Origin of the sequence: Pseudomonas sp. NPDC089530, from assembly GCF_050280705.1 — a bacterium.
Taxonomy (GTDB): domain Bacteria; phylum Pseudomonadota; class Gammaproteobacteria; order Pseudomonadales; family Pseudomonadaceae; genus Aquipseudomonas.
In genome coordinates, this window is sequence record NZ_JBNNVU010000025.1 from 1 (window position 1) to 24746 (window position 24746).

General features: G+C 62.3%; 24 protein-coding genes. 17 read left to right on the forward strand and 7 right to left on the reverse strand.

The features are described from left to right. Together ACQKQA_RS12335 and ACQKQA_RS12340 are read right to left on the reverse strand one after the other, a co-directional pair. Positions 1 to 596: argininosuccinate synthase domain-containing protein (locus tag ACQKQA_RS12335; protein WP_427557367.1), on the reverse strand; the 596-nt coding region annotated here is incomplete at its 3' end. A gap of 129 nt (positions 597 to 725) precedes the next feature. After that, positions 726 to 1634 (reverse strand): flagellar protein MotY, encoded by a 909-nt coding sequence (locus ACQKQA_RS12340; RefSeq protein WP_427557370.1) that lies wholly within the window; start codon positions 1632 to 1634, stop codon positions 726 to 728. 157 nt (positions 1635 to 1791) lie between these two features. Between ACQKQA_RS12340 and pyrC the strand changes: the two genes are divergently transcribed. Both pyrC and rnt read left to right on the forward strand, forming a co-directional pair. Next, positions 1792 to 2838 carry a dihydroorotase gene (pyrC, locus tag ACQKQA_RS12345; protein ID WP_427557373.1) on the forward strand — a complete coding sequence of 349 codons (1047 nt, stop codon included), beginning with the start codon at positions 1792 to 1794 and terminating at the stop codon, positions 2836 to 2838. Then, complete coding sequence (gene rnt, locus ACQKQA_RS12350; RefSeq protein ID WP_427557376.1) at positions 2835 to 3509, forward strand: ribonuclease T; 675 nt, start codon at positions 2835 to 2837, stop codon at positions 3507 to 3509. Before pyrC ends, rnt begins: the two co-directional genes overlap by 4 nt. Positions 3510 to 3580: 71 nt before the next feature. Here rnt and ACQKQA_RS12355 read toward each other — a convergent pair whose 3' ends face one another. After that, positions 3581 to 4183 (reverse strand): peroxiredoxin, encoded by a 603-nt coding sequence (locus ACQKQA_RS12355; RefSeq protein ID WP_007922432.1) that lies wholly within the window; start codon positions 4181 to 4183, stop codon positions 3581 to 3583. Between the two features lie 322 nt (positions 4184 to 4505). Here ACQKQA_RS12355 and ACQKQA_RS12360 point away from each other — a divergent pair, with 322 nt between their 5' ends. Together ACQKQA_RS12360 and bfr are read left to right on the forward strand one after the other, a co-directional pair. Beyond that, the gene (locus ACQKQA_RS12360) at positions 4506 to 4724 is read left to right on the forward strand and encodes a bacterioferritin-associated ferredoxin (RefSeq protein WP_007922430.1); all 219 of its coding nucleotides are present in this window, start codon (positions 4506 to 4508) and stop codon (positions 4722 to 4724) included. Between the two features lie 201 nt (positions 4725 to 4925). After that, a complete protein-coding gene (gene bfr, locus ACQKQA_RS12365) occupies positions 4926 to 5399 on the forward strand; it encodes a bacterioferritin (protein WP_009050554.1) in 474 nt (157 codons plus the stop codon). Positions 5400 to 5519: 120 nt separating this feature from the next. Here bfr and grxD read toward each other — a convergent pair whose 3' ends face one another. From grxD to ACQKQA_RS12380, 3 genes are all read right to left on the reverse strand, one after another. Next, a complete protein-coding gene (gene grxD, locus ACQKQA_RS12370) occupies positions 5520 to 5858 on the reverse strand; it encodes a Grx4 family monothiol glutaredoxin (protein WP_007922425.1) in 339 nt (112 codons plus the stop codon). Positions 5859 to 5954: 96 nt separating this feature from the next. Beyond that, complete coding sequence (locus ACQKQA_RS12375) at positions 5955 to 8063, reverse strand: molybdopterin oxidoreductase family protein (protein WP_427557382.1); 2109 nt, start codon at positions 8061 to 8063, stop codon at positions 5955 to 5957. A gap of 126 nt (positions 8064 to 8189) precedes the next feature. After that, the gene (locus ACQKQA_RS12380) at positions 8190 to 8483 is read right to left on the reverse strand and encodes a hypothetical protein (protein WP_427557385.1); all 294 of its coding nucleotides are present in this window, start codon (positions 8481 to 8483) and stop codon (positions 8190 to 8192) included. A 439-nt stretch (positions 8484 to 8922) separates the two neighbouring features. Here ACQKQA_RS12380 and argF point away from each other — a divergent pair, with 439 nt between their 5' ends. Next, complete coding sequence (argF, locus tag ACQKQA_RS12385) at positions 8923 to 9843, forward strand: ornithine carbamoyltransferase (protein ID WP_427557387.1); 921 nt, start codon at positions 8923 to 8925, stop codon at positions 9841 to 9843. After that, on the forward strand, positions 9840 to 10949 hold the full coding sequence (locus ACQKQA_RS12390; RefSeq protein ID WP_427557390.1) for an ABC transporter ATP-binding protein: 1110 nt from the start codon (positions 9840 to 9842) through the stop codon (positions 10947 to 10949). The genes argF and ACQKQA_RS12390 overlap by 4 nt, the downstream gene beginning before the upstream one ends. Positions 10950 to 11057: 108 nt before the next feature. On the opposite strand, the gene ybaK is transcribed toward ACQKQA_RS12390, so the two are convergent. Continuing rightward, positions 11058 to 11528: a Cys-tRNA(Pro) deacylase gene (ybaK, locus tag ACQKQA_RS12395; protein WP_427557392.1), complete on the reverse strand. Its 471-nt coding sequence runs from the start codon at positions 11526 to 11528 to the stop codon at positions 11058 to 11060. Positions 11529 to 11911: 383 nt separating this feature from the next. Here ybaK and ACQKQA_RS12400 point away from each other — a divergent pair, with 383 nt between their 5' ends. The 11 genes from ACQKQA_RS12400 (at position 11912) to ACQKQA_RS12450 (ending at position 24511) form a co-directional block, all read left to right on the forward strand. Beyond that, positions 11912 to 12763, forward strand: a complete 852-nt coding sequence (locus ACQKQA_RS12400; RefSeq protein WP_427557395.1) for an MIP/aquaporin family protein — start codon at positions 11912 to 11914, stop codon at positions 12761 to 12763. Between the two features lie 79 nt (positions 12764 to 12842). Then, the gene (gene glpK / locus ACQKQA_RS12405) at positions 12843 to 14348 is read left to right on the forward strand and encodes a glycerol kinase GlpK (RefSeq protein WP_427557398.1); all 1506 of its coding nucleotides are present in this window, start codon (positions 12843 to 12845) and stop codon (positions 14346 to 14348) included. 95 nt (positions 14349 to 14443) lie between these two features. Then, complete coding sequence (locus tag ACQKQA_RS12410; RefSeq protein ID WP_007922413.1) at positions 14444 to 15199, forward strand: DeoR/GlpR family transcriptional regulator; 756 nt, start codon at positions 14444 to 14446, stop codon at positions 15197 to 15199. 337 nt (positions 15200 to 15536) lie between these two features. Then, positions 15537 to 17075: a glycerol-3-phosphate dehydrogenase gene (gene glpD / locus ACQKQA_RS12415; protein WP_427557401.1), complete on the forward strand. Its 1539-nt coding sequence runs from the start codon at positions 15537 to 15539 to the stop codon at positions 17073 to 17075. A gap of 451 nt (positions 17076 to 17526) precedes the next feature. Next, positions 17527 to 18441 carry a glutamate/aspartate ABC transporter substrate-binding protein gene (locus ACQKQA_RS12420; RefSeq protein WP_427557403.1) on the forward strand — a complete coding sequence of 305 codons (915 nt, stop codon included), beginning with the start codon at positions 17527 to 17529 and terminating at the stop codon, positions 18439 to 18441. 191 nt (positions 18442 to 18632) lie between these two features. Then, on the forward strand, positions 18633 to 19379 hold the full coding sequence (locus ACQKQA_RS12425) for an amino acid ABC transporter permease (protein ID WP_427557406.1): 747 nt from the start codon (positions 18633 to 18635) through the stop codon (positions 19377 to 19379). Further along, positions 19379 to 20050, forward strand: a complete 672-nt coding sequence (locus ACQKQA_RS12430) for an amino acid ABC transporter permease (protein ID WP_427557409.1) — start codon at positions 19379 to 19381, stop codon at positions 20048 to 20050. The genes ACQKQA_RS12425 and ACQKQA_RS12430 overlap by 1 nt, the downstream gene beginning before the upstream one ends. Next, entirely contained in the window at positions 20047 to 20781 is a 735-nt protein-coding gene (locus ACQKQA_RS12435; protein ID WP_427557412.1) for an amino acid ABC transporter ATP-binding protein, read from the forward strand. Before ACQKQA_RS12430 ends, ACQKQA_RS12435 begins: the two co-directional genes overlap by 4 nt. Positions 20782 to 20926: 145 nt before the next feature. Continuing rightward, positions 20927 to 22828 (forward strand): sensor histidine kinase, encoded by a 1902-nt coding sequence (locus ACQKQA_RS12440; protein WP_427557414.1) that lies wholly within the window; start codon positions 20927 to 20929, stop codon positions 22826 to 22828. After that, on the forward strand, positions 22825 to 24150 hold the full coding sequence (locus ACQKQA_RS12445; RefSeq protein WP_427557417.1) for a sigma-54-dependent transcriptional regulator: 1326 nt from the start codon (positions 22825 to 22827) through the stop codon (positions 24148 to 24150). Before ACQKQA_RS12440 ends, ACQKQA_RS12445 begins: the two co-directional genes overlap by 4 nt. 31 nt (positions 24151 to 24181) lie before the next feature. Then, entirely contained in the window at positions 24182 to 24511 is a 330-nt protein-coding gene (locus ACQKQA_RS12450; protein WP_427557521.1) for a GlpM family protein, read from the forward strand. The last annotated feature ends 235 nt before the right edge of the window (positions 24512 to 24746 follow it).

Here is a 24746-nt window from a genome sequence, read left to right on the forward strand (position 1 = left end):
CATGACCCAGGCAGCCAAAGCAGCAATAGCAAGCAAAACAAGTACGCGGTACAGGATCGGCGAAGCGGAGTAGTAGTGATGCCGTGACGCTCGATCGGGATCCCGTGCTTCTCGGCGTAGTCCATCAGCTTCTCGCGGGACAGCAGGTCCCACTCGCGCCAGGGAGCGATCACTTTCACGCCTGGTTTCAGGGCGTAGGCACCCAGTTCGAAACGCACCTGGTCGTTGCCCTTGCCGGTGGCGCCGTGAGAAATGGCGTCGGCGCCGGTTTCGTTGGCGATTTCGATCAGGCGCTTGGCGATCAACGGACGAGCGATGGAGGTACCCAGCAGGTACTCACCTTCGTAGACGGTGTTGGCACGGAACATCGGGAATACGAAATCGCGAACGAACTCTTCGCGCAGGTCGTCGATATAGATCTCTTTAACGCCCATGGCTTGCGCCTTGGCACGTGCCGGTTCGACCTCTTCGCCCTGACCCAGGTCAGCGGTGAACGTCACCACTTCACAGTTATAAGTATCCTGCAGCCACTTGAGGATCACCGAAGTGTCCAGGCCGCCGGAATACGCCAGAACGACCTTGTTTACGTCCGCCATGCCATCACTCCACGGGGTTCTACGGAAAGCGGTCAATTCTACCGGTCAACGCGGATAATTTACAGAGGGGCGACAGCTTATGACGACGAAGCGACAGATTATGTCGAGCGGGCGACGACGACAGCCGTTTCAGGAAGTCGCCGCGGCGTTGGCGGAGGCGGCCGCCTGGGGAGCCGTTTTTTCCACGACCGGCACCCGCTCCAGTTGCACATTGACCCGACGGTTCTTCGCCCGGTTCGCAGCGTTGGTATTGGGCGCCAGCGGGTAACGTTCGCCGTGGAAACGCATCTCGATCTGCGACTCGGGAACGCCGTTGGCCTTGAAGAACTCCATCACCGCCAGCGCCCGGCGGCGTGACAGATCACGGTTGGCCAGGCGATTGCCGCTGTTGTCCGAGTGGCCGTCGAGCTGGATGTGATTGACCGTCGGATCGGCCTTGAGGAACTCGAGCATCACCTGCAGCTTAGCCTTGGCCTTGGCATCCAGATCGATGCCGCCCCCGGGGAAGCCCACCTCGGATTGCCTGACCTGATCGAAGTTCATCGGCAGCAGCTTGGCGACACAGCGCTGATAATCGCCATAGGCCTTGCTGAACTTGACCGGCAGCAGGCGTACTTCGGACACCCCACCCTCACGGGAATAGTGGCGGACCACCGGGCTGCGGCCATCCATCAACCCACCGATCAGTCGCCCGGCCTGCAGTTGCGAGCTGTTGAGCAGTACATCGCCGCTACCGAGCCGTACCGACCCCAGGTTGATATCGCCGCGCCCCGGTTGCCACGGCGCGGCGGCTGCGAGCAGCGTGGCCGAACCGCCAGCCAGCATCGGATTGAACGCCTTGAGGCGGAACGTCGCCTGCTCGCCGGCACGGCGCACGAACTCCCCGGCGCCGAAATCGGTGATCGGCTGGCTCAGACGGCACTCGAACTTATCGCCTTCGACCGTCCACTCAATGCTCTCCAGACGAGTCTGGAAAGTCAGTGCCATCGCGGGAAGGCTGGCAAACACACTGAGCAAGGCTAGATAACGCTGGCGCACGGGAGGCTCCACTGACTTGTACATCACGAAAATCGAAATGCCCGTTTACGGCATACCTTCGGGATATCGGAAGCTTTACGCAAAACTTGATAGCGAGTGCCTGCAAGAGTCTTTTCCGGTAGCATTCCCTGGAGTTTGACCCGCCTGGAACCCCCCCATGTCCGACCGCCTGACCCTGCTGCGTCCCGACGACTGGCATATTCATCTTCGCGATGGTGCCGTGTTGACCAATACTGTCGCGGATGTCGCGCGCACCTTTGGCCGCGCCATCATCATGCCTAACCTGGTACCTCCGGTGCGCAACGCCGCTGAAGCCGACGCCTATCGCCAGCGTATCCTCGCTGCGCGGCCGGCCAGCAGCCGCTTCGAACCGCTGATGGTGCTCTACCTCACCGATCGCACCCAGCCCGAAGAAATCCGCGCGGCCAAGGCCAGTGGTTTCGTTCACGCCGCCAAGCTCTACCCGGCCGGCGCGACCACCAACTCGGACTCGGGCGTCACCAGCATCGACAAGATCTTCCCGGCGCTGGAGGCCATGGCCGAAGTCGGCATGCCGCTGCTAGTCCACGGCGAAGTCACCCGTAGCGAAGTCGATGTGTTCGACCGCGAGAAGCAGTTCATCGACGAGCACATGCGCCGTGTCGTCGAGCGTTTCCCGACGCTCAAGGTGGTGTTCGAACACATCACCACCCGTGACGCCGTGCAATTCGTCAACGAGGCGACGGCCAACGTCGGCGCGACCATCACCGCCCACCACCTGCTGTACAACCGCAACCACATGCTGGTCGGCGGGATTCGTCCGCACTTCTATTGCCTGCCGATCCTCAAGCGCAACGTGCACCAGGAGGCGCTGCTCGAGGCCGCCACCAGCGGCAGCCAGAAGTTCTTCCTCGGCACCGACTCTGCGCCCCACGCCCAGCATGCCAAGGAAGCAGCCTGTGGCTGCGCCGGCTGCTACACCGCCTATGCCGCGATCGAGCTGTACGCCGAGGCCTTCGAACAGCGCAACGCGCTGGACAAGCTGGAAGCCTTCGCCAGCCTCAATGGCCCGCGCTTCTATGGCCTGCCTGCCAACACCGATCGCATCACCCTGGTTCGCGAAGAATGGACCGCCCCTGCCAGCCTGCCTTTCGGCGAGCTGAACGTCATCCCGCTGCGCGCCGGTGAAAAACTGCGCTGGCGCCTGCTGGAGGAATACGCGTGAGTGAAGACCATTACGACGACGAGCAGGACGGTCAAGGCGGTGGTGGCTCGCGTCATCCAATGGCAGCACGCTTTCGTGGTTACCTGCCGGTAGTCGTCGACGTTGAAACCGGTGGTTTCAACTCGGCCACCGACGCTCTGCTGGAGATTGCCGCGACCATCATCGGCATGGATGAAAAGGGTTTCGTGTTCCCCGAGCACACCCTGTTTTTCCGTGTTGAGCCTTTCGAAGGCGCCAACATCGAACCTGCGGCGCTGGAGTTCACCGGGATCAAGCTCGACCACCCGCTGCGCATGGCGGTCAGCGAAGAAACCGCGCTGAACGATATCTTCCGCAGCGTGCGCAAGGCCCTGAAGGCCAACGGTTGCAAGCGCGCGATTCTGGTCGGCCACAACAGCAGCTTCGACCTGGGCTTCCTCAACGCGGCTGTCGCGCGGCTGGACATGAAACGTAACCCGTTCCATCCGTTCTCCAGCTTCGACACCGCGACGCTCGCCGGCCTGGCTTACGGTCAAACCGTGCTGGCCAAGGCGTGCCAGGCCGCCGACATCGACTTCGATGGCCGTGAGGCGCATTCCGCACGCTATGACACCGAGAAAACCGCCGACCTGTTCTGCGGCATCGTCAATCGCTGGAAGGAAATGGGCGGCTGGGAAGACTTCAACGACTGATACCGTCACTGAGCCATCCGCGCATAAAAAAACCGGCCCTTGGGCCGGTTTTTTTATGCGTGAAGCGCGGCTTACAGCTTGCCGGCGTTCTCGCTCAGGTAAGCAGCAACGCCTTCTGGCGAAGCGGTCATGCCCTTGTCACCCTTCTTCCAGTTGGCTGGGCAAACTTCGCCGTGCTCTTCGTGGAACTGCAGAGCGTCGACCAGACGGATCAGCTCTTCCATGTTACGGCCCAGCGGCAGGTCGTTGACGATCTGCGAACGAACCACGCCTTTGTCGTCGATCAGGAATGCGCCGCGGAAAGCCACGCCGCCTTCGGACTCAACGTCGTAAGCCTTGGCGATGTCGTGCTTCATGTCGGCAGCCATGATGTACTGGACCTGACCGATGCCGCCGGCATTGATCGGAGTGTTGCGCCAGGCGTTGTGAGTGAAGTGCGAGTCGATCGAAACAGCGATCACTTCAACGTTGCGCGCCTTGAAGTCAGCCATGCGGTGGTCCAGGGCGATCAGCTCGGACGGGCAGACGAAGGTGAAGTCCAGTGGGTAGAAGAACACCAGGCCGTATTTGCCTTTGATGGCCGAGGACAGGGTGAAGCTGTCGACGATTTCGCCATTGCCGAGAACGGCTGGAACGGTGAAGTCAGGGGCTTGTTTGCCTACGAGTACGCTCATTGGATATCTCCTGGTGTGATCGGATGAAGATGAGACCCAGCCAGTCTGACGCCGCTAAGCGACAGCCCTGTGACTCGATCCCGCTTCGTAAGGACCGCACATCATACACTGCGTTTTTGAGCTGTCCTTAGTGGTTTTTCCGCCCCCTGGGGCCGGCATCAAAAAAACGCCGCTGCGAGGCAACTGGCCATCACCCTGGAAAAAACCGTTCGTCTGCCAGACACGAACCCGGCCAAAAGCCTGGGGAAACAACTTTGACAATCATTCTCGTTAACATTAAGATCCGGTGCATTGAGCCCTAACCAGCGACGGTTCTCACCTTATGTATGTCTGCCTCTGCACTGGCGTCACCGACGGACAAATCCGCGATGCAATCTACGACGGTTGCTGCAGCTATCGTGAAGTACGCCAGGCGACCGGCGTTGCCAGCCAATGCGGAAAATGCGCCTGCCTGGCCAAGCAGGTGGTTCGCGAAACCCTGACCGAACTGCAAAGCAGCCAGCCAGCGATTCCTTACCCCGTAGAATTTAATGTTGCGTAATTAGCGCCATTTAAAAGAGCCGGACTTCATGTCCGGCTTTTTTATGCCTGTAATTCAAGCGCTTAGCGTCAAAACGCAGAACACAAACATTCTTATTCCGATTAATTTTCATATATTATTCAACAACTTAGGTTTGACACTCATCACTGTGCGGCTCAAACTCTGCCCTATATACCGCTAATTACAGGGCAGGACCCCACCATGAAAGGCGACATCACAGTCATCCAGCATCTCAACAAAATCCTTGCCAATGAACTGGTCGCGATCAATCAGTATTTCCTGCATGCCCGCATGTACGAAGACTGGGGCCTGAACAAGCTGGGTAAGCACGAATACCATGAGTCCATCGACGAGATGAAGCATGCGGACAAGCTGATCAAGCGCATCCTCTTCCTCGAAGGCCTGCCAAACGTCCAGGACCTGGGCAAACTGCACATCGGCGAACACACCAAGGAAATGCTCGAGTGCGACCTGCGCATCGAGCGTACCGGCCACGCTGACCTGAAAGCCGCCATCGCCCATTGCGAGTCGGTCGGTGACTTCGGTAGCCGCGAGCTGCTGGAAGACATCCTGGAATCCGAAGAAGAACATATCGACTGGCTGGAAACCCAACTGGGCCTGATCGATAAAGTCGGCCTGGAAAACTACCTGCAATCGCAGATGGGCGACGAGTAACTTCCCCAGGTTTTCACCCCATGAAAAAGCCCCGCCTCTCTTACGAGGGCGGGGCTTTTTTATTGTGTGGATGAATCCACACAAGTTGCAGGAGCGAGCAGCTCGCTCCTGCAAGGCGAATCAGGCTTCGGTCTTGGCAGCGGCTTTTTCGGCAGCGGCCTTGATCAGGGTCTGCAACTCACCATTGGCGAACATCTCAGCCATGATGTCGCTGCCGCCGACCAGTTCACCAGCCACCCACAGTTGCGGGAAAGTCGGCCAGTTGGCGTATTTAGGCAGGTTGGCGCGGATTTCCGGGTTCTGCAGGATGTCCACGTAAGCGAACTTCTCGCCACAACCCATCACGGCCTGAGCGGCTTTCGCGGAGAAGCCGCACTGCGGGGCATTCGGCGAGCCTTTCATGTAAAGCAGAATGGTGTTGTTGGCAATCTGCTCTTTAATAGTTTCGATGATATCCATGGAGCACCTCGGCTGAACTTTCCGACGCAGTTGTCGGCACGGTGGCGCATTGTAACGGAAAGCCAAGCGCCATGCTCGGCCTCTCCGACAGACTTCTCAGGCCGCCTCCACCTTCACCGGCACCCCATTGAGCGCGGCATTACCCGATAGCTCATCCAGCTGACGCTCGTCGGTCAGGTCATTGGCACTCGACCCGGGCTGCGCCATGGCGATGCTCATTTGCACGCCCGGCCGCCCATGCCCCCAGCCATGGGGCAGACTGACCACGCCAGGCATCATCTCGCTGCTGGCCAGGACTTCCACCTCGATCGCCCCGACCCGCGAGCTGACCCGCACCCGCTGCCCGTCAGCCAGCCCACGCCGGCTCAGGTCATCGGGGTGCATCAGCAACTGGTGCCGCGGCTTGCCCTTCACCAGCCGATGGTAGTTGTGCATCCACGAATTGTTGCTGCGCACATGACGCCGCCCGATCATCACCAGTTCATCGGCCGCAGGAGCCTGCAACGCGGCAAAGCGCTTGAGGTCCGCCATGATCGCCGCGGGAGCCGCCTGCACCCGTCGGTTCTCGGTTTTCAGGCGCGCCGCCAGGTTGGGTTTGAGCGGCCCCAGGTCGATCCCGTGAGGATGGTCGGCCAGCGTCGCCACGGACAGGTTGAACCCGGACGCCTCGCCATACGACCCCGCGTGCAGCCCCCTGTCAATCATCTGCGCCGGGGCCACGGTCGGCTTGAGCTCCTTGCCGGTCCGCGCGGCGAAGGCCCTGGCCAGGCCGACGAAGATTTCCCAGTCATGCAGCGCCCCCTCCGGCTTGGGCAGGATCGCCCGGTTGAAGCGACTGACATTACGCACCGCGAACATATTGAAGGTGGTGTCGTAATGATCGTTCTCCAGGGCCGAGGTCGAGGGCAGGATCAGGTCCGCGTAACGCGTGGTTTCGTTGATGTACAGGTCGACGCTGACCATGAACTCCAGGCCATCCAGCGCCTGCTCCAGCTGCCGCCCATTGGGGGTGGACAACACCGGATTGCCGGCCACTGTGATCAGCGCCCGCACCTGCCCCTCCCCTTCGGTCAGCATCTCTTCGGCCAGGGCGGAGACCGGTAGCTCGCCGCCGTATTCGGGACGTCCGGATACCCGGCTTTGCCAGGCATTGAAATGCCCGCCCGCGGTCGCCGCCACCAGATCCACCGCCGGCTCGGTGCACAGGGCACCGCCGATCCGGTCCAGGTTGCCGGTCACCAGGTTGAGCAGTTGCACCAGCCAATGGCAGAGGGTGCCGAACGCCTGGGTGGAAACCCCCATGCGGCCGTAACACACCGCCTTATCCGCCGCGGCGAAGTCTCGCGCCAGTTGACGGATCTGCAGCGCCGGCACCGAACACAACGGGCTCATGGCTTCGGCGCTGAAACCGGAAATGGCTTGGCGCACCTCGGCCAGGCCATCCACCGGCAGATGGCTGTCGCGGGTCAGTCCTTCCTCGAAGATCGTCTGCAGCATGCCGAACAGCAGCGCGACATCGCCCCCCGGGCGGACGAACACATGCTGGTCGGCCATTGCCGCCGTCTCGCTGCGCCGGGGATCGACCACCACCACTTTGCCGCCTCGCGCCTGGATCGCCTTCAGGCGTTTCTCCACGTCGGGCACGGTCATGATGCTGCCGTTGGACGCCAGCGGATTGCCCCCCAGGATCAGCATGAAATCGGTGTGGTCGATATCCGGGATCGGCAATAGCAACCCGTGGCCGTACATCAGGTAGCTGCTCAGGTGCTGCGGCAGTTGGTCCACCGAGGTAGCGGAAAACCGGTTACGGGTTTTCAGCAGGCCGAGAAAATAATTGCTGTGGGTCATCAACCCATAGTTGTGCACGCTGGGGTTGCCCTGATAGACCGCCACCGCATTCTGGCCATGCCGCTCCTGGATCGCCGCCAGGCGCTCGGCCACCAGGCTGAAAGCCTCGTCCCACTCGATGGCCTGCCATTCGCCGCCGACCCTGCGCATGGGCTGGCGCAGCCGGTCCGGGTCGTTCTGGATGTCTTGCAGCGCCACGGCCTTGGGGCAGATATGGCCGCGACTGAAGCTGTCCTGCGCATCGCCCTTGATCGAGGTGATCTGCGGGGCGCCGCCGTCGACTTCAGTGGTTTCTATGGTCAAGCCACAGATGGCTTCACACAGGTGGCAGGCACGGTGATGGAGAGTCTTGGTCATGGCCAGTCTCTGTTTTGTTCGGGGCGGCCAGCGTCAGGCCGCGGGAACAAAACTATGGTGCCAGACCGGGGGCGGCGCTAGGGACGTTCGTCTTGTGAATCGCCGGGCATCAGGCCCGCCGATGGCTCAGTTGGAAGGAAGCCTGGGGGAATCGTCCTGACGGGTGATGGGCGTCATGCCATCCAGCGGGGCTTCGCCGTCCTGCGCGCCGCTGAACTCGGCGAGCAGCCGCCAGTGTTCGTCCAGATTGCCGCTGATGGTCATCATCCGATCGATCATCTGCCGCGCGGCGTTGCGCGTCACGCTGTCCTCGCTGCGCAGCAACTCGAAGGACATCGAGGTAATGGATGCAGTCAGGTCGGTCAGGGTGCGTGTGGTCAACCCCAACAGTGTCTTCAATTGCTGTTCTTTCGATTCCATGCCAAGCACTTCCCTGTTGCCGGTGCGCCTTTATAACCTCGGCACTTTGTCTTAGGAAATGTTTCAGGCCGAGATCTCTCGAATGCAGGCTCGCGCCGGCTATATATCTGATAGCGGCATGCGCCGCGGGGTTCGTTGCAAAGCGGCCGAGGCACAGTGTACAAATGGACTGTCCGGTCGCTTCCGACGGAACGTTTCCAGTGTGGATAGAGCGGGTTCCATGCGCCGCGGCACCGCTCGATCGGGTTCAGCCCTCCGCTTGAAACCGGGTGAAAACCCAGATACCAAGCCTACTATTGGTAAGACGCGACATTTAATTATAAGATCGCGCCTTCCCCTATTTCGTCGCCCCCGTGCGGCTTTCGCCGCAGGTCTCGCCCGTTTCTCGATAAAACAAGGCTTTGAGTATCTGCGGTCCGTTGCAAAAAGGTAGTTAATGATGAGCGCAAGGCACTTTCTCTCCCTGATGGATTGCACGCCCGAAGAGCTGGTCAGCGTGATTCGTCGAGGCATCGAGCTGAAGGACCTGCGTAATCGCGGCGTACTCTTCGAGCCTCTGAAAAACCGCGTTCTCGGGATGATTTTCGAGAAGTCCTCTACCCGCACCCGCCTGTCTTTCGAAGCCGGCATGATCCAGCTCGGCGGCCAGGCAATCTTCCTGTCGCCACGCGACACCCAGCTGGGTCGCGGCGAGCCGATCAGCGATTGCGCCATCGTCATGTCGCGCATGCTCGACGCGGTGATGATCCGTACCTTTGCCCACCGCACCCTGACCGAGTTCGCGGCCAATTCCCGGGTACCGGTGATCAACGGCCTGTCCGACGACCTGCACCCCTGCCAGTTGCTGGCCGATATGCAAACCTTCCTGGAACACCGCGGCTCGATCCAGGGCAAGACCGTGGCCTGGATCGGCGACGGCAACAATATGTGCAACAGTTATATAGAAGCGGCGATCCAGTTCGACTTCCAACTGCGCATCGCCTGCCCCGCGGGCTACGAGCCCAACCCTGAATTCGTCGCCCGGGCCGGCGACCGGGTGAGCATCGTGCGCGATCCGAAAGACGCGGTGATCGGCGCCCACCTGGTGAGCACCGACGTCTGGACCTCCATGGGCCAGGAAGACGAAACCGCCGAGCGCCTCAAGCTGTTCGCGCCGTTCCAGGTCAATCGCGCGCTACTCGACCTGGCCGCCGAGGACGTGCTGTTCATGCACTGCCTGCCCGCCCACCGTGGCGAGGAAATCAGCCTCGATCTGTTGGACGACCCACGCTCCGTGGCCTGGGACCAGGCTGAAAACCGCCTCCACGCACAAAAGGCCCTGCTCGAGTTCCTGGTCGAGCCGGCGTACCACCACGCATGAGCCAGCCATTACTGCTCAATCTGCGTAATCTCGCCTGCGGCTATCAGGACCAGCGGGTCGTGCAGAACCTCAACCTGCACCTCAACGCCGGCGATATCGGCTGCCTGCTCGGCTCCTCCGGTTGCGGCAAGACCACGACCCTGCGGGCGATTGCCGGTTTCGAACCGGTGCACGAAGGGGAGATCCAGCTGGCCGGCGAAACCATCTCCAGCGCCGGTTTCACCCTGGCGCCGGAGCGTCGGCGGATCGGCATGGTGTTCCAGGACTACGCGCTGTTCCCGCACCTGAGCGTGGCGGACAACATCGCCTTCGGCATCCGCAAGCATCCGCGCAAGGACCGGATCGTCGAAGAGCTGCTGGAGCTGGTCAACCTGAAGAACCTCGGCAAGCGCTTCCCCCACGAACTGTCCGGCGGCCAGCAACAGCGGGTCGCCCTGGCCCGGGCACTGGCACCGGAACCGCAGTTGCTGCTGCTCGACGAACCGTTCTCCAACCTCGACGGCGAACTGCGGCGCAAGCTCAGCCACGAGGTGCGCGACATCCTCAAGACGCGGGGCACCAGTGCGATCCTGGTTACCCACGACCAGGAAGAAGCCTTTGCCGTCAGCGATCACGTTGGGGTGTTCAAGGAAGGCCGCCTGGAGCAATGGGATACGCCGTACAACCTCTATCACGAACCGCTGACGCCGTTCGTGGCGAGCTTTATCGGCCAGGGCTATTTCATTCGCGGCCAGCTGGACAGCCCGGAGTCGGTGCAAACCGAACTGGGAGTGCTGCGCGGCAACCGGGCCTATACCTGGCCAGCCGGTGGCGCAGTGGATGTGCTGCTACGCCCGGACGACATCGTTTACGCCCCGGACAGCGCCCTCAAGGCGCGGATCGTCGGCAAGAGCTTCCAGGGTGCCTCGACCCTGTACCGCCTGCAGCTGCCGACCGGCAGCCAGCTGGAGTCGATCTTCCCCAGCCACGCCGATCATCAGGTCGGTGCCGACGTGGGAATCCGCGTCGCCGCCGAACACCTGGTGCTGTTCCAGGCCTCCGGCAGCACCGCCGCACAGCTGCCACAGATGGAATCGGGCGTTCGCCGCTACAGCAGCGCCCAATGATCGCAGCGGAGCCGGTTCGCCGGCTCCGCTGTCGCTACGCCTCCCGCCTCGCACCCTCTTCCACTCAGATGCTGAAACCTCGGACGAGGCCTTCTGCCACCCGCCGAATCAGTCGCGACCGATAGCGGCAAATTTCGCCTGGGTGTGCTCGGCCAGCACGCTGGCGGAGAGCTCGACCTCGAGCCCGCGCCGACCGGCGCTGACGAAGATGCTGGCAAAGGGTTGCGCACTGTCGTCGATAAAGGTGCGCAGGCGTTTTTTCTGCCCCAGCGGGCTGATCCCGCCCAACAGGTAGCCGGTTGCCCGCTGCGCGGCGGCCGGGTCGGCCATTTCGGCCTTTTTCACCCCCGCCGCATGGGCCAGGGCCTTGAGATCGAGACTTCCGACGACCGGCACCACCGCCACCAGCAACTCGCCCTTTTCACTGCTGGCCAACAGCGTCTTGAACACCTGTGCCGGGTCGAGGCCCAGCTTTTCCGCTGCTTCCAGGCCATAGGAGGCGGCTTTCGGGTCGTGTTCGTAACTGTGCACCCGATGTTCGGCGCGAACTTTTTTCAGCAGATCCAGTGCAGGGGTCATGGCAACTCCGTCGGCAGGAAAACGAATAAAGACAGTGCCGGGAATTCTAGGATATCCGCCAGCAAAAGGCTCTATTTCAAGGGCTATCCGCCCGGCCTGAACAGCCACCGAAACCAGGCCGGCTGCGGCCTTTGCGCCAAGCCGGCGCCTTTCGCGCAAAATCATTCACAGTACTGATAGTTACAAAATGACCAATGGTTCACTTTCGACCTTTGACAGTAATGTTTCTTGTCTATATTTTTTCGTTTGCGAATATCATGTGCCCGATCCACCGCCGTACCCAGCAGTAAGCCGCGCCCAGGATGGGGATCCTGCCGACGGTGAAAATCGCGCCCGGCGCCCCTTGCGCCTGCGCCAGACAACAACAAGAACCGAGGTTTTCCATGACAACTGCGTTACAACAACCGTCGCTTTCCGGCCAGTGCATGGCCGAGTTCCTGGGTACAGCCTTGTTGATCTTCTTCGGGACCGGTTGCGTTGCCGCGCTCAAGGTCGCGGGTGCCAGCTTTGGCCTGTGGGAAATCAGCATCATCTGGGGGATCGGCGTGAGCATGGCGATCTACCTCACCGCCGGCGTTTCCGGCGCGCACCTCAACCCCGCGGTCAGTATCGCGCTGTGTATCTTTGCCGATTTCGAGAAGCGCAAACTGCCGTTCTACATTTTCTCCCAGATCGCCGGCGCCTTCTGCGCGGCGCTGCTGGTCTACACGCTGTACAGCAACCTGTTCTTCGATTACGAACAGGCCCACCAGATGGTCCGCGGCTCCCAGGCCAGCCTGGAACTGGCGTCGGTGTTCTCCACCTATGCCAACCCGGCGCTGTCCACCGCCCAGGCGTTCCTGGTCGAAGTGGTGATTACCGCGATCCTGATGGGCGTGATCATGTCCCTGACCGACGATAACAACGGCTTGCCCCGTGGCCCGATGGCGCCGCTGCTGATCGGCCTGCTGATTGCCGTGATCGGCAGTGCCATGGGCCCGCTGACCGGCTTCGCGATGAACCCGGCGCGGGATTTTGGCCCTAAACTGATGACATTCTTCATGGGCTGGGGCGAGGTTTCCTTTACCGGCGGACGCGATATCCCGTACTTCCTGGTTCCGGTTTTCGCACCGATTATCGGTGCCTGCCTCGGCGCCGTGGCCTACCGCGGGCTGATTGCCCGTCACCTGCCCGCCGCCGCCCCTGCTCCAACGGACGCAAAACAAGCCATTGACGGCAAAGCCAGAACTTCTTGAAACCGGCGGCGCGGGGTCCTGCCCACTCCCGATCCCGCGCCCCCTGCCCACTTCCTTATTTTCGTCCAAGGCAATCGACATGACCGACATGCAGAATAAGAACTACATCATTGCCCTCGATCAGGGTACGACCAGCTCCCGCGCGATCATTTTCGACCGCGACGCCAACGTCGTGTGCACCGCCCAGCGCGAATTCGCCCAGCATTACCCGCAAGCCGGCTGGGTCGAACACGACCCGATGGAAATCTTCGCCACCCAGAGCGCGGTGATGGTCGAGGCCCTGGCCCAGGCCGGCCTGCACCATGATCAGGTCGCCGCCATCGGCATCACCAACCAGCGCGAAACCACCGTGGTCTGGGACAAGACCACCGGCCGGCCGATCTACAACGCCATCGTCTGGCAGTGCCGCCGCAGCACCGAGATCTGCGAGCAGCTCAAGCGCGACGGCCTGGAAGACTACATCCGCGACACCACCGGCCTGGTCACCGACCCGTACTTCTCCGGCACCAAGCTGAAGTGGATCCTCGACAACGTAGAAGGCAGCCGCGAGCGCGCCCGTAACGGCGAGCTGCTGTTCGGCACCGTCGACAGCTGGCTGATCTGGAAATTCACCGGCGGCAAGACCCACGTCACCGACTACACCAACGCCTCGCGCACCATGCTCTTCAACATCCACACCCTGGAGTGGGATGCGAAGATGCTGGAAGTGCTGGATATCCCTCGGGAAATGCTGCCGGAAGTGAAGTCGTCCTCGGAAATCTACGGCCGCACCAAGAGCGGCATCGCCATCGGCGGCATCGCCGGCGACCAGCAGGCCGCGCTGTTCGGCCAGATGTGCGTAGAGCCAGGCCAGGCGAAAAACACCTATGGCACCGGCTGCTTCCTGCTGATGAATACCGGCGGCAAGGCGGTCAAGTCCAAGCACGGCATGCTCACCACCATCGCCTGCGGTCCTCGTGGCGAAGTGGCTTACGCCCTAGAAGGCGCGGTGTTCAACGGTGGTTCCACCGTGCAATGGCTGCGTGACGAACTGAAGGTCATCAACGACGCCCACGACACCGAATACTTCGCCGGCAAGGTCAAGGACAGCAACGGCGTGTACCTGGTCCCGGCCTTCACCGGCCTGGGCGCCCCGTACTGGGACCCCTACGCCCGTGGCGCGCTGTTCGGCCTGACCCGCGGCGTACGCGTGGACCACATCATCCGTGCCGCCCTGGAATCGATCGCCTACCAGACCCGCGATGTCCTGGACGCCATGCAACAGGACTCGGGCGAACGCCTCAAGGCCCTGCGCGTAGACGGCGGCGCGGTGGCCAACAACTTCCTCATGCAGTTCCAGGCCGACATCCTCGGCACCCAGGTCGAACGCCCGCAAATGCGTGAAACCACGGCCCTGGGCGCGGCTTACCTGGCTGGCCTGGCCTGCGGTTTCTGGGGCAGCCTGGACGAGTTGCGCGGCAAGGCCCTGATCGAACGCGAGTTCGAACCGCAACTGGTCGAAGCCGAGAAGGAAAAACTCTACGCCGGCTGGAAAAAAGCCGTCAGCCGCACCCGCGACTGGGCTCCGCACGAAGGCGCCGAATAAGCCAAGTCGCGGATTCGTATCGGGTTGTAACTGGCAGGGAGCAGATTCCTGCGGCATCATGGGCAAATTTTGCATGGCAGCCCAAAGGACGCCCCATGAATCTGCCTCCCCGTCAGCAGCAAATCCTCGAGCTGGTCCGCGAACGCGGCTACGTCAGCATCGAGGAGATGGCGCAGCTGTTCGTCGTCACCCCGCAAACCATCCGCCGCGATATCAATCAGCTGGCGGAAGTGAACCTGTTGCGTCGCTACCACGGCGGCGCAGCCTACGACTCCAGTGTCGAAAACACCGCCTACGCCATGCGCGCCGACCAGATGCGCGACGAGAAACAACGCATCGGCGAAGCCATCGCCGCGCAGATTCCCGATCACGCCTCGCTGTTCATCAATATCGGCACCACCACCGAATCCATTGCCCGGGCGCTGCTCAATCACAGCCACCTGAAGATCATCACCAACAACCTGCATGTGGCGTCCATGCTCAGCGCCAAGGACGACTTCGACGTGCTGCTGACCGGCGGCAACGTGCGCCGCGATGGCGGCGTGGTCGGCCAGGCCAGCGTCGACTTCATCAACCAGTTCAAGGTCGACTTCGCCCTCGTCGGCATCAGCGGCATCGACGAGGACGGCAGCCTGCTGGACTTCGACTACCAGGAAGTACGGGTTTCCCAGGCGATCATCGCCAATGCCCGGCAGGTGATCCTGGCTGCCGACTCCAGCAAGTTCGGGCGCAATGCCATGATCCGCCTCGGTCCCATCAGCCTGATCGATTGCCTGGTCACCGACCAGCAGCCGGTTCCAGCCCTGACCCAGTTGCTGCAGCAGCACAAGATCCGCCTGGAAGTCGTCTGACCCCCTGTAGCCGCTGCTTGGGCGGCATTCCGACATAGCGGTCGCCAAGCCAGGCGACGCCAACATTCAGACCTGGCGCGTCGCCAGGTTTGCGGGGCTGCGTCGGAATGCCGCCCACCTCGATCGCAGCCTCGCCAGGGCTCGGCAGCGACTACAGGGCGCATGCCCATCCTCACCTGCCTTCCGTCCGACAATGTTCGTAAATTTTCCTTTGCCAGCCTTTCGATGAGTTTTTTCAATCGAAGGTGACTGGCTGTCGGCGGTTTTCTGCGCTAACATTTTCGCAAATGAACATTCATGTTCGATTTCAAATATCAAAAGAACACGAGGCCAGCCGATGCCCACTTCCACCTTGCCCGCGCCCCCTCTTGCCGAGATTTACGACATTGCCGTGATCGGCGGTGGCATCAATGGCGTCGGCATCGCCGCCGATGCCGCCGGGCGTGGCCTGTCCGTGTTCCTTTGCGAAAAAGACGACCTGGCCAGCCACACCTCCTCAGCCAGCAGCAAGCTGATCCACGGCGGCCTGCGCTACCTCGAACATTACGAATTCCGCCTGGTCCGCGAAGCCCTGGCCGAACGCGAAGTGCTGCTGGCCAAGGCCCCGCACATCGTCAAGCCCATGCGTTTCGTCCTGCCGCACCGTCCGCACCTGCGCCCGGCATGGATGATCCGCGCCGGCCTGTTCCTTTATGACCACCTGGGCAAGCGGGAAAAACTCGCGGGTTCCAAGAGCCTGAAGTTCGGCGCCGACAGCCCGTTGAAAGCCGAAATCGGCAAAGGCTTCGAATACTCCGACTGCTGGGTCGACGACGCGCGCCTGGTGGTCCTGAACGCCATGGCCGCCCGGGAAAAAGGCGCCCACGTGCACACCCAGACCCGCTGCATCAACGCCCGCCGCAGCAAAGGCATGTGGCACCTGCACCTGGAGCGCGCCGACGGCAGCCTGTTCTCGATCCGCGCCAAGGCCTTGGTGAATGCCGCCGGCCCGTGGGTCGCCAAGTTCATCAAGGACGACCTGAAGCTGGACTCGCCCTACGGCATCCGCCTGATCCAGGGCAGCCACCTGATCGTGCCGAAGCTGTACGAAGGCGAGCATGCGCACATCCTGCAGAACGAAGACCAGCGCATCGTTTTCACCATTCCGTACCTGAACCATTTCACCCTGATCGGCACCACCGACCGCGAGTACACCGGCGACCCGGCGCAAGTGGCGATCACCGAGGGCGAAACCGACTACCTCATCAAGGTGGTCAACGCCCACTTCAAGAAACAACTGAACCGCCAGGACATCGTCCACACCTACTCCGGCGTGCGTCCGCTGTGCAACGACGAGTCCGACAATCCGTCGGCCGTGACCCGGGACTACACCCTGGCGCTGTCCGGCAACGCCGACGAAGCACCGTTGCTGTCGGTGTTCGGCGGCAAGCTGACCACCTACCGCAAGCTGGCCGAATCGGCCATGGCCCAGCTGGCACCGTTCTTCAAGGACATCAAGCCAAGCTGGACCGCCCATTCGACCCTGCCTGGCGGCGAAGACATGACCACGCCACAGGCGCTGGCCGAAGCGATTCGCCAGAAGTTCGACTGGGTGCCGAGCGAAATCGCCCGCCGCTGGGCCACCAGCTACGGCAGCCGTACCTGGCGCCTGCTGGAAGGCGTGCAAAGCCTGAGCGACATGGGCGAGCACCTGGGCGGTGGCCTCTACAGCCGTGAAGTCGACTACCTGTGCCGCGAAGAGTGGGCAGTCAACACCCAGGACATCCTGTGGCGCCGCAGCAAGCTGGGGCTGTTCACCACTGCGGCCGAACAGGAAAACCTGCAGCGCTACCTGCAGAAGGTCGAGCAGAACCGGACGAAGATCGAAGCCGCCTGATCGCCGCCTCTATAAAAAGCCCCCGCGCCTTACGGCCCGGGGGCTTTTTTCATGCCCGCCGTTGATGTAGGAGCGAGTGGGCGGCGATCCGACTTGCCCGCGATCCTCGCCACGCGGTGCAGCAGGCTCGGCGCGCTGATGCCATCGCGGGCAAGCCTCGCTCCTACAGGGGGATGAGCCCGGCCCCGCTGGGCATTCGGTTTTCCGAACGCGACTTTCGGGTCGATTCGGATAACCGGATAAAGATCAGCGGAAAAATCCGCAACAAATATTTAATAGCCTTGCAAATCAAGGTGTTGATACGGATCAGCTGGCCTGGCACGACTCATGCTCTACACTCTGCGACGAATGCCTGATGGGCCAACACACATCAGGAGCCGTCAAGGCATTCGCTGTATAAAAGAGCCGTCGAACTGGCTTCATAAAAAAAACAAATGTCGAGGAAATATTGATGCGCATCGTTCCCCATCTGTTGGGCGCAGCCATTGCTGCTGCTCTGATTAGCACTCCAGCAATCTCCGCCGAACTCACCGGCACGCTGAAGAAAATCAAAGACTCCGGCACCATCACCCTCGGACATCGCGACGCATCCATTCCGTTCTCCTACATCGCGGATGCCTCCGGCGTTCCAGTCGGCTACTCCCACGACATCCAGCTGAAAATCGTCGAAGCCCTGAAAAAGGACCTCGACATGCCGGATCTCAAGGTCAAATACAACCTGGTCACCTCCCAGACCCGTATCCCGCTGGTGCAGAACGGCACCGTGGACGTCGAGTGCGGTTCCACCACCAACAACGTCGAGCGTCAGCAGCAAGTCGACTTCTCCGTCGGCATTTTCGAGATCGGCACCCGCCTGCTGTCCAAGAAAGATTCGCCTTACAAGGACTTCGCCGACCTGAAGGGCAAAAACGTCGTGACCACCGCTGGCACCACGTCCGAGCGCATCCTCAAGGCGATGAACGCCGACAAGCAGATGGGCATGAACGTGATCTCGGCCAAGGACCACGGCGAGTCCTTCCAGATGCTCGAAGGCGGCCGCGCCGTGGCCTTCATGATGGACGACGCGCTGCTGGCCGGTGAAATGGCCAAGGCCCGCAAACCGACCGACTGGGCCGTGACCGGTACCGCGCAGTCCTACGAAATCTACGGCTGCATGCTGCGCAAGGGCGACGCCCCGTTCAAGAAAGCCGTGGACGACGCCATCGTCGCCACCTACAAGTCGGGCGAGATCAACAAGATCTACGACAAATGGTTCCAGTCGCCGATTCCGCCAAAAGGCCTGAACCTGATGTTCCCGATGAGCGACGAGCTCAAGGCGCTGATCGCCAACCCGACCGACAAAGCGGCTGACGATAAGAAGTCCTGATTCCTGACTAACCTTGTCTCCTGAGGGGGCCCCCGCCCCTTCAGGAGCCTGTCACTACCTGCTGGCACTTTTTGGAAACACTCGAACCGGTGGTTGTCGAGCCGATCGCGTGTGCCTGTTCGTCATGAGCAGTCGGGAACGGATTTCCCCGAGCGGGTGCTTGTACATCGATCGATCAGGGGGAGACCCTAATGAATTACAACTGGGACTGGGGCGTGTTCTTCAAGTCCACCGGCGTGGGCAGCGAGACCTATCTCGACTGGTTCATCGCGGGCCTGGGCTGGACCATCGCCATCGCCGTGGTGGCCTGGATCGTCGCGCTGATGCTGGGCTCGATACTGGGCGTCATGCGTACCGTGCCGAACCGCATGGTGTCGGGCATCGCCACGGTCTACGTGGAGATCTTCCGTAACGTGCCGCTGCTGGTTCAGCTGTTCATCTGGTACTTCCTGGTACCCGACCTGCTGCCGGCCAACCTGCAGGAGTGGTTCAAGCAGGACCTCAACCCGACCACCTCGGCCTACCTGAGCGTTGTCGTGTGCCTGGGCCTGTTCACCGCCGCCCGGGTCTGCGAACAAGTGCGTACCGGTATCCAGGCGCTGCCACGCGGCCAGGAATCCGCTGCCCGCGCCATGGGCTTCTCGCTGCCGCAGATCTACTGGAACGTGCTGCTGCCCCAGGCCTACCGGATCATCATTCCGCCGCTCACCTCGGAATTCCTCAACGTCTTCAAGAACTCCTCGGTGGCCTCGCTGATCGGCCTGATGGAGTTGCTGGCGCAGACCAAGCAGACCGCCGAGTTCTCGGCCAACCTGTTTGAAGCCTTCACCCTGGCCACCCTGATCTACTTCACCCTGAACATGAGCCTGATGCTGCTGATGCGCCTGGTCGAGAAGAAAGTCGCGGTACCCGGCCTGATCTCCGTGGGGGGCAAATAATGGAATTCGATTTCTCTGGCGTCGTCCCGGCCATTCCCGGCCTGTGGAACGGCATGCTGATGACCCTCAAGCTGATGGCCCTGGGCGTCGTCGGCGGGATCATCCTCGGCACCATCCTGGCGCTGATGCGCCTGTCCCATAACAAACTGCTGTCGAATATCGCCGGCGTCTACGTCAACTACTTCCGCTCCATCCCGCTGCTGCTGGTGATCACCTGGTTCTACCTGGCGGTGCCGTTCGTGCTGCGCTGGATCACCGGCGAAGACACGCCGATCGGTGCGTTCGGCTCGTGCATCGTGGCCTTCATGATGTTCGAAGCGGCGTACTTCTGCGAAATCGTCCGCGCCGGCGTGCAGTCGATTCCCAAGGGCCAGATGGGCGCCGCCCAGGCACTGGGCATGAGCTACGGCCAGATGATGCGCCTGATCATCCTGCCCCAGGCGTTCCGCAAGATGACCCCGCTGCTGCTGCAGCAGAGCATCATCCTGTTCCAGGACACCTCCCTGGTCTACACCGTGGGCCTGGTGGACTTCCTCAATGCCTCGCGCTCCGGTGGCGACATCATCGGCCGCTCCAATGAGTTCCTGATCGTTGCCGGTCTGGTGTATTTCACAATCAGCTTTGCCGCCTCGCAGCTGGTCAAGCGTCTGCAAAAAAGGTTTGCCATATGATCTCTATCAAGAACATCAACAAGTGGTATGGGGACTTCCAGGTGCTGACCGACTGCAGCACCGAGGTCAAGAAAGGCGAAGTGGTGGTGGTCTGCGGGCCGTCCGGCTCCGGCAAGTCCACCCTGATCAAATGCGTCAACGCCCTGGAGCCGTTCCAGAAAGGTGACATCGTGGTCGACGGCACTTCCATCGCCGACCCGAAGACCAACCTGCCGAAACTGCGTTCCCGCGTGGGCATGGTGTTCCAGCATTTCGAGCTGTTCCCGCACCTGAGCATCACCGAGAACCTGACCATCGCGCAGATCAAGGTGCTGGGCCGCAGCAAGGAAGAAGCCACCAAGAAAGGCCTGCAACTGCTGGAGCGCGTAGGCCTCGCCGCCCACGCCCACAAACACCCGGGTCAACTGTCCGGCGGCCAGCAGCAGCGCGTGGCGATTGCCCGTGCGCTGGCGATGGACCCGATCGTCATGCTGTTCGACGAACCGACCTCCGCCCTCGACCCGGAAATGGTCAACGAGGTACTGGACGTGATGGTGCAGCTGGCTCAGGAAGGCATGACCATGATGTGCGTGACCCACGAAATGGGCTTCGCCCGCAAAGTGGCCAACCGGGTGATCTTCATGGACAAGGGCCAGATCATCGAAGACTGCCCGAAAGAGGAGTTCTTCGGCGACATCAACGCCCGCTCGGAGCGTGCGCAGCATTTCCTCGAGAAGATCCTGCAGCACTAAAAACCACGCAATCCCTGTAACCGCTGCCGCGGGCTGCGACAAAGCCGGAAGCCTTCAGCAGTCGCAGCCCCGGCAGCGGCTACAGCGCGCAATACCACGGGGACGTCACCATGGACGGACAACTGGTACACCCGGGACCACTGTGATGAAATGCGACCCCAATCTCTATCGCGCCGCGCCGCCATCACTCGCCGTGAAACCCCGTCTGATCCGTCATCTGTTCCTGCCGCCCCTGATCATCCTGCTGATGATCGGCCTGGGTTACGTCGGCTTCTGGGTCAGTGAACACTACGGCATCCGCAGCCTCAGCGAGAATGGCGAACGCCAGCTGGAACTGCACGCCCGCGCCGTCGAAAGCGAGATCAGCAAATACACCTACCTGCCCAGCCTGCTGGAGCTGGAATCCAGCGTTTCGCTGCTGCTCAACGACCCGACGCCGGAACACCGGCAGACCGTCAACGATTACCTCGAAGGCCTGAACCGGCGCAGCCGCAGTCGGGCCATTTATGTGATGGACACCACCGGCCGCGTCCTGGCCACCAGCAACTGGCGCGACGTCGACAGCTACCTGGGCGAGGACCTGTCGTTCCGTGCCTATTTCCAGAATGCCGTGCGCGGCCAGCCCGGACGCTTCTACGGCATCGGTAGCACCAATGGCGAACCCGGCTACTACCTGGCCCATGGCCTGGAAGAACAGGGCAAGATCATCGGCGTGGCGGTGGTCAAGGTGCGCCTGGAGGCCATGGAAGAGCGCTGGCAACGCGCCCGCCTGGAAGCCTTCGTCAGCGACGAGAACGGCATCATCATCCTCTCCAGCGACCCGGCCCGGCGCCTGAGGTCGGTGCGCCCACTGAGCGACGACACCAAAGAACGCCTGGCCCGCAGCCTGCAGTACTACTGGTTCACCCTCAACGAACTGGAACCCCTGGCCCGCGAACACCTGGCCGAGGGCGTGGAAAAACTCACTTTCCCGGCCAATACCGAGCTGGTGTCCGACGACAAGGAAATCAGCTACCTGTCCCAGACCCGGCCTCTGAGCGACACGCCCTGGAACTTCACCCTGCTGACCCCGCTCAAGGACCTGCGCCGCGAAGCCATCAACCAGGGCATCCTGGTGGCCGTGGCCTTTGCCCTGGTGGCCTTCCTGCTGATTGCCTGGAACGAGCGGCGCAAGGTCATCGCCACCCGCCTCGCCGCCCGCGAAGCCCTGCAGGAAGCCAACAACCAGTTGGAGCGACGGATCGCCGAACGCACCAGCGACCTGCGCGCCAGCAACGAACGGCTCAAGAGCCAGATCCGCGAACGCCGTCAGGCCGAGGAAACCCTGCGCCGTGCCCAGGACGAACTGGTCCAGGCCGGCAAGCTCGCTGCCATTGGCCAGATGTCCACCAGCATCGCCCATGAACTGAACCAGCCGCTGGCCGCCCTGCGCACCCTGTCCGGCAACACCGTGCGTTTTCTCGAGCGCGGCGCCCTGGACACCGCCAGCACCAACCTCAAGACCATCAACGAACTGATCGACCGCATGGGCCGCATCACCGCCAGCCTGCGCTCCTTCGCCCGGCGCGGCGAGGACCAGGGCCAGGCCAGCCTCGGCAAGGCGGTGGACGCGGCCCAGCAGGTGCTCAGCGCGCGCCTGGAAAACCTGCCGCTGCAGCTGCACCGCGACTTCGACGACGTCCAGTTGCAGATCGACCAGACCCGCCTGGAGCAGATCCTGGTCAACCTGATCGGCAACGCCCTGGACGCCATGCAGGCGCAGCCGCGGCCGGAGCTGTGGCTGGAGGGCGCGAGCGTCGAAGGCAAATACCGCCTGCGGGTGCGCGACAACGGCCATGGCATCGACGCCGAGACGCGCAAGCATCTGTTCGAACCCTTCTTCACCACCAAACCCGGCGAACAGGGCCTGGGCCTCGGCCTGACCCTGTCCGCCAGCCTGGCCGCCGCCACGGGTGGCAACCTGGGCGTCGAGGACCCGGCCGACGGCGGTACCGTCTTCGTCCTCAGCCTGCCCCTGGTCAGCCCTACACAAGCCGAGCCGCTATGAACCACGACCTTACCGTCCTGATCGTCGAAGACGATCCCCATGTCCTGCTCGGCTGCCAGCAGGCCCTGGCCCTGGAAGACATTCCCTGCCTCGGTGTGGGCAGCGCCGAGGAGGCCCTGGAGCGGGTCGGCGACAACTTCGCCGGCATCGTCATCAGCGATATCCGCCTGCCGGGCATCGACGGCCTGGAACTGCTGAGCCGCCTCAAGGCCCGCGACCGCAGCCTGCCGGTGGTGCTGATCACCGGTCACGGCGATATCTCGATGGCCGTCGGCGCGATGCAGAAAGGCGCCTACGACTTCGTGGAGAAGCCCTTCTCCCCCGAGCGCCTGGTGGAGGTTGCCCGGCGCGCCCTGGAGCAGCGCGGGCTGGCCCGGGAAGTGTCGTCGCTGCGCCGCCAACTGGCCGAGCGCGACTCCCTCGAGGGGCGGATCATCGGGCGCTCGCCGGCCATGCAGCACCTGCGGGAGTTGATCGCCAACGTCGCCGACACCTCGGCCAACGTGCTGATCGAAGGCGAGACCGGCACCGGCAAGGAACTGGTCGCCCGCTGCCTGCATGACTTCAGCCGCCGCCACACCCACCAGTTCGTCGCCCTGAACTGCGGCGGCCTGCCGGAGAACCTGTTCGAAAGCGAGATCTTCGGCCACGAGGCCAATGCCTTCACCGGCGCCGGCAAGCGCCGCATCGGCAAGATCGAGCACGCCCACGAAGGCACGCTGTTCCTCGACGAAGTGGAAAGCATGCCGATGAACCTGCAGATCAAGCTGCTGCGGGTCTTGCAGGAGCGCACCCTGGAGCGCCTGGGCTCGAACCAGAGCGTGGCGGTGGATTGCCGGGTGATCGCGGCGACCAAGTCCGACCTCGACGAGTTGGGGCGGGCCAATCAGTTCCGCAGCGACCTGTACTACCGCCTGAACGTGGTGACCCTGGAACTGCCGCCGCTGCGCGAACGGCGCGAGGACATCCTGCAGCTGTTCGAGCATTTCCTGCAGCAATCCTCCCTGCGCTTCGACCGCGCCGCGCCGGAGTTGGACAACCAGACCCTGTCGAACCTGATGAGCCACGACTGGCCCGGCAACGTGCGCGAGCTGCGCAACGTCGCCGAACGTTTTGCCCTGGGGCTGCCGGCGTTCAAGAAGTCCGCCGGCAACGCCGCCCAGGGCCTGGGGTTCGCCGAAGCGGTGGAGGCCTTCGAGCGCACCCTGCTCAGCGACGCCCTGCAGCGCAGCGGCGGCAACCTGACCCAGGCCAGCCAGGAACTGGGCATGGCCAAGACCACGCTGTTCGACAAGGTCAAGAAATACGGCCTGAGCCACTAACCCGACGTTTGCGAGAAGTACCGTGGATCTATTGCTCAAAGCCACACTGGGGGCCGCCGTGGTGGTGATCCTCGCCGCCCTGGCCAAGACCAGGAACTATTACATCGCCGGCCTGGTGCCGCTGTTCCCGACCTTCGCCCTGATCGCCCACTACATCGTCGGCAAGGGCCGCTCCCTCGACGACCTGAAGACCACCATCGTCTTCGGCATGTGGTCGATCATTCCCTACTTCGTGTACCTGGCGACCCTCTACGTGCTGGTCGACCGCCTGCGCCTGGAAGCCTCCCTGGCGGTGGCCGCCCTGGCCTGGCTGATGGCGGCGAGCGTGCTGGTCAGCGTCTGGGTGCGCGTACATGCCTGACATCGCCCCCCTGTAGCCGCTACCGCAGGCTCGGGCCGCGTTCGGACGATAAGGCCGAAGGCCTTCAGCGATCTCAAGGTCCCTGCGCCCCCTGCGGGGTCGATCGCAGCCTCGCGGGCTCGGCAGCGGCTACAGGATCTGTTCAGGTGCTGGCCCGTCCCTTGCATTTACTCTGCAAAGCCCGCTCTGCCTGGGTTTGCGACCGCAGACCCAGGCTTTTTCGAGGGGCGCTGCC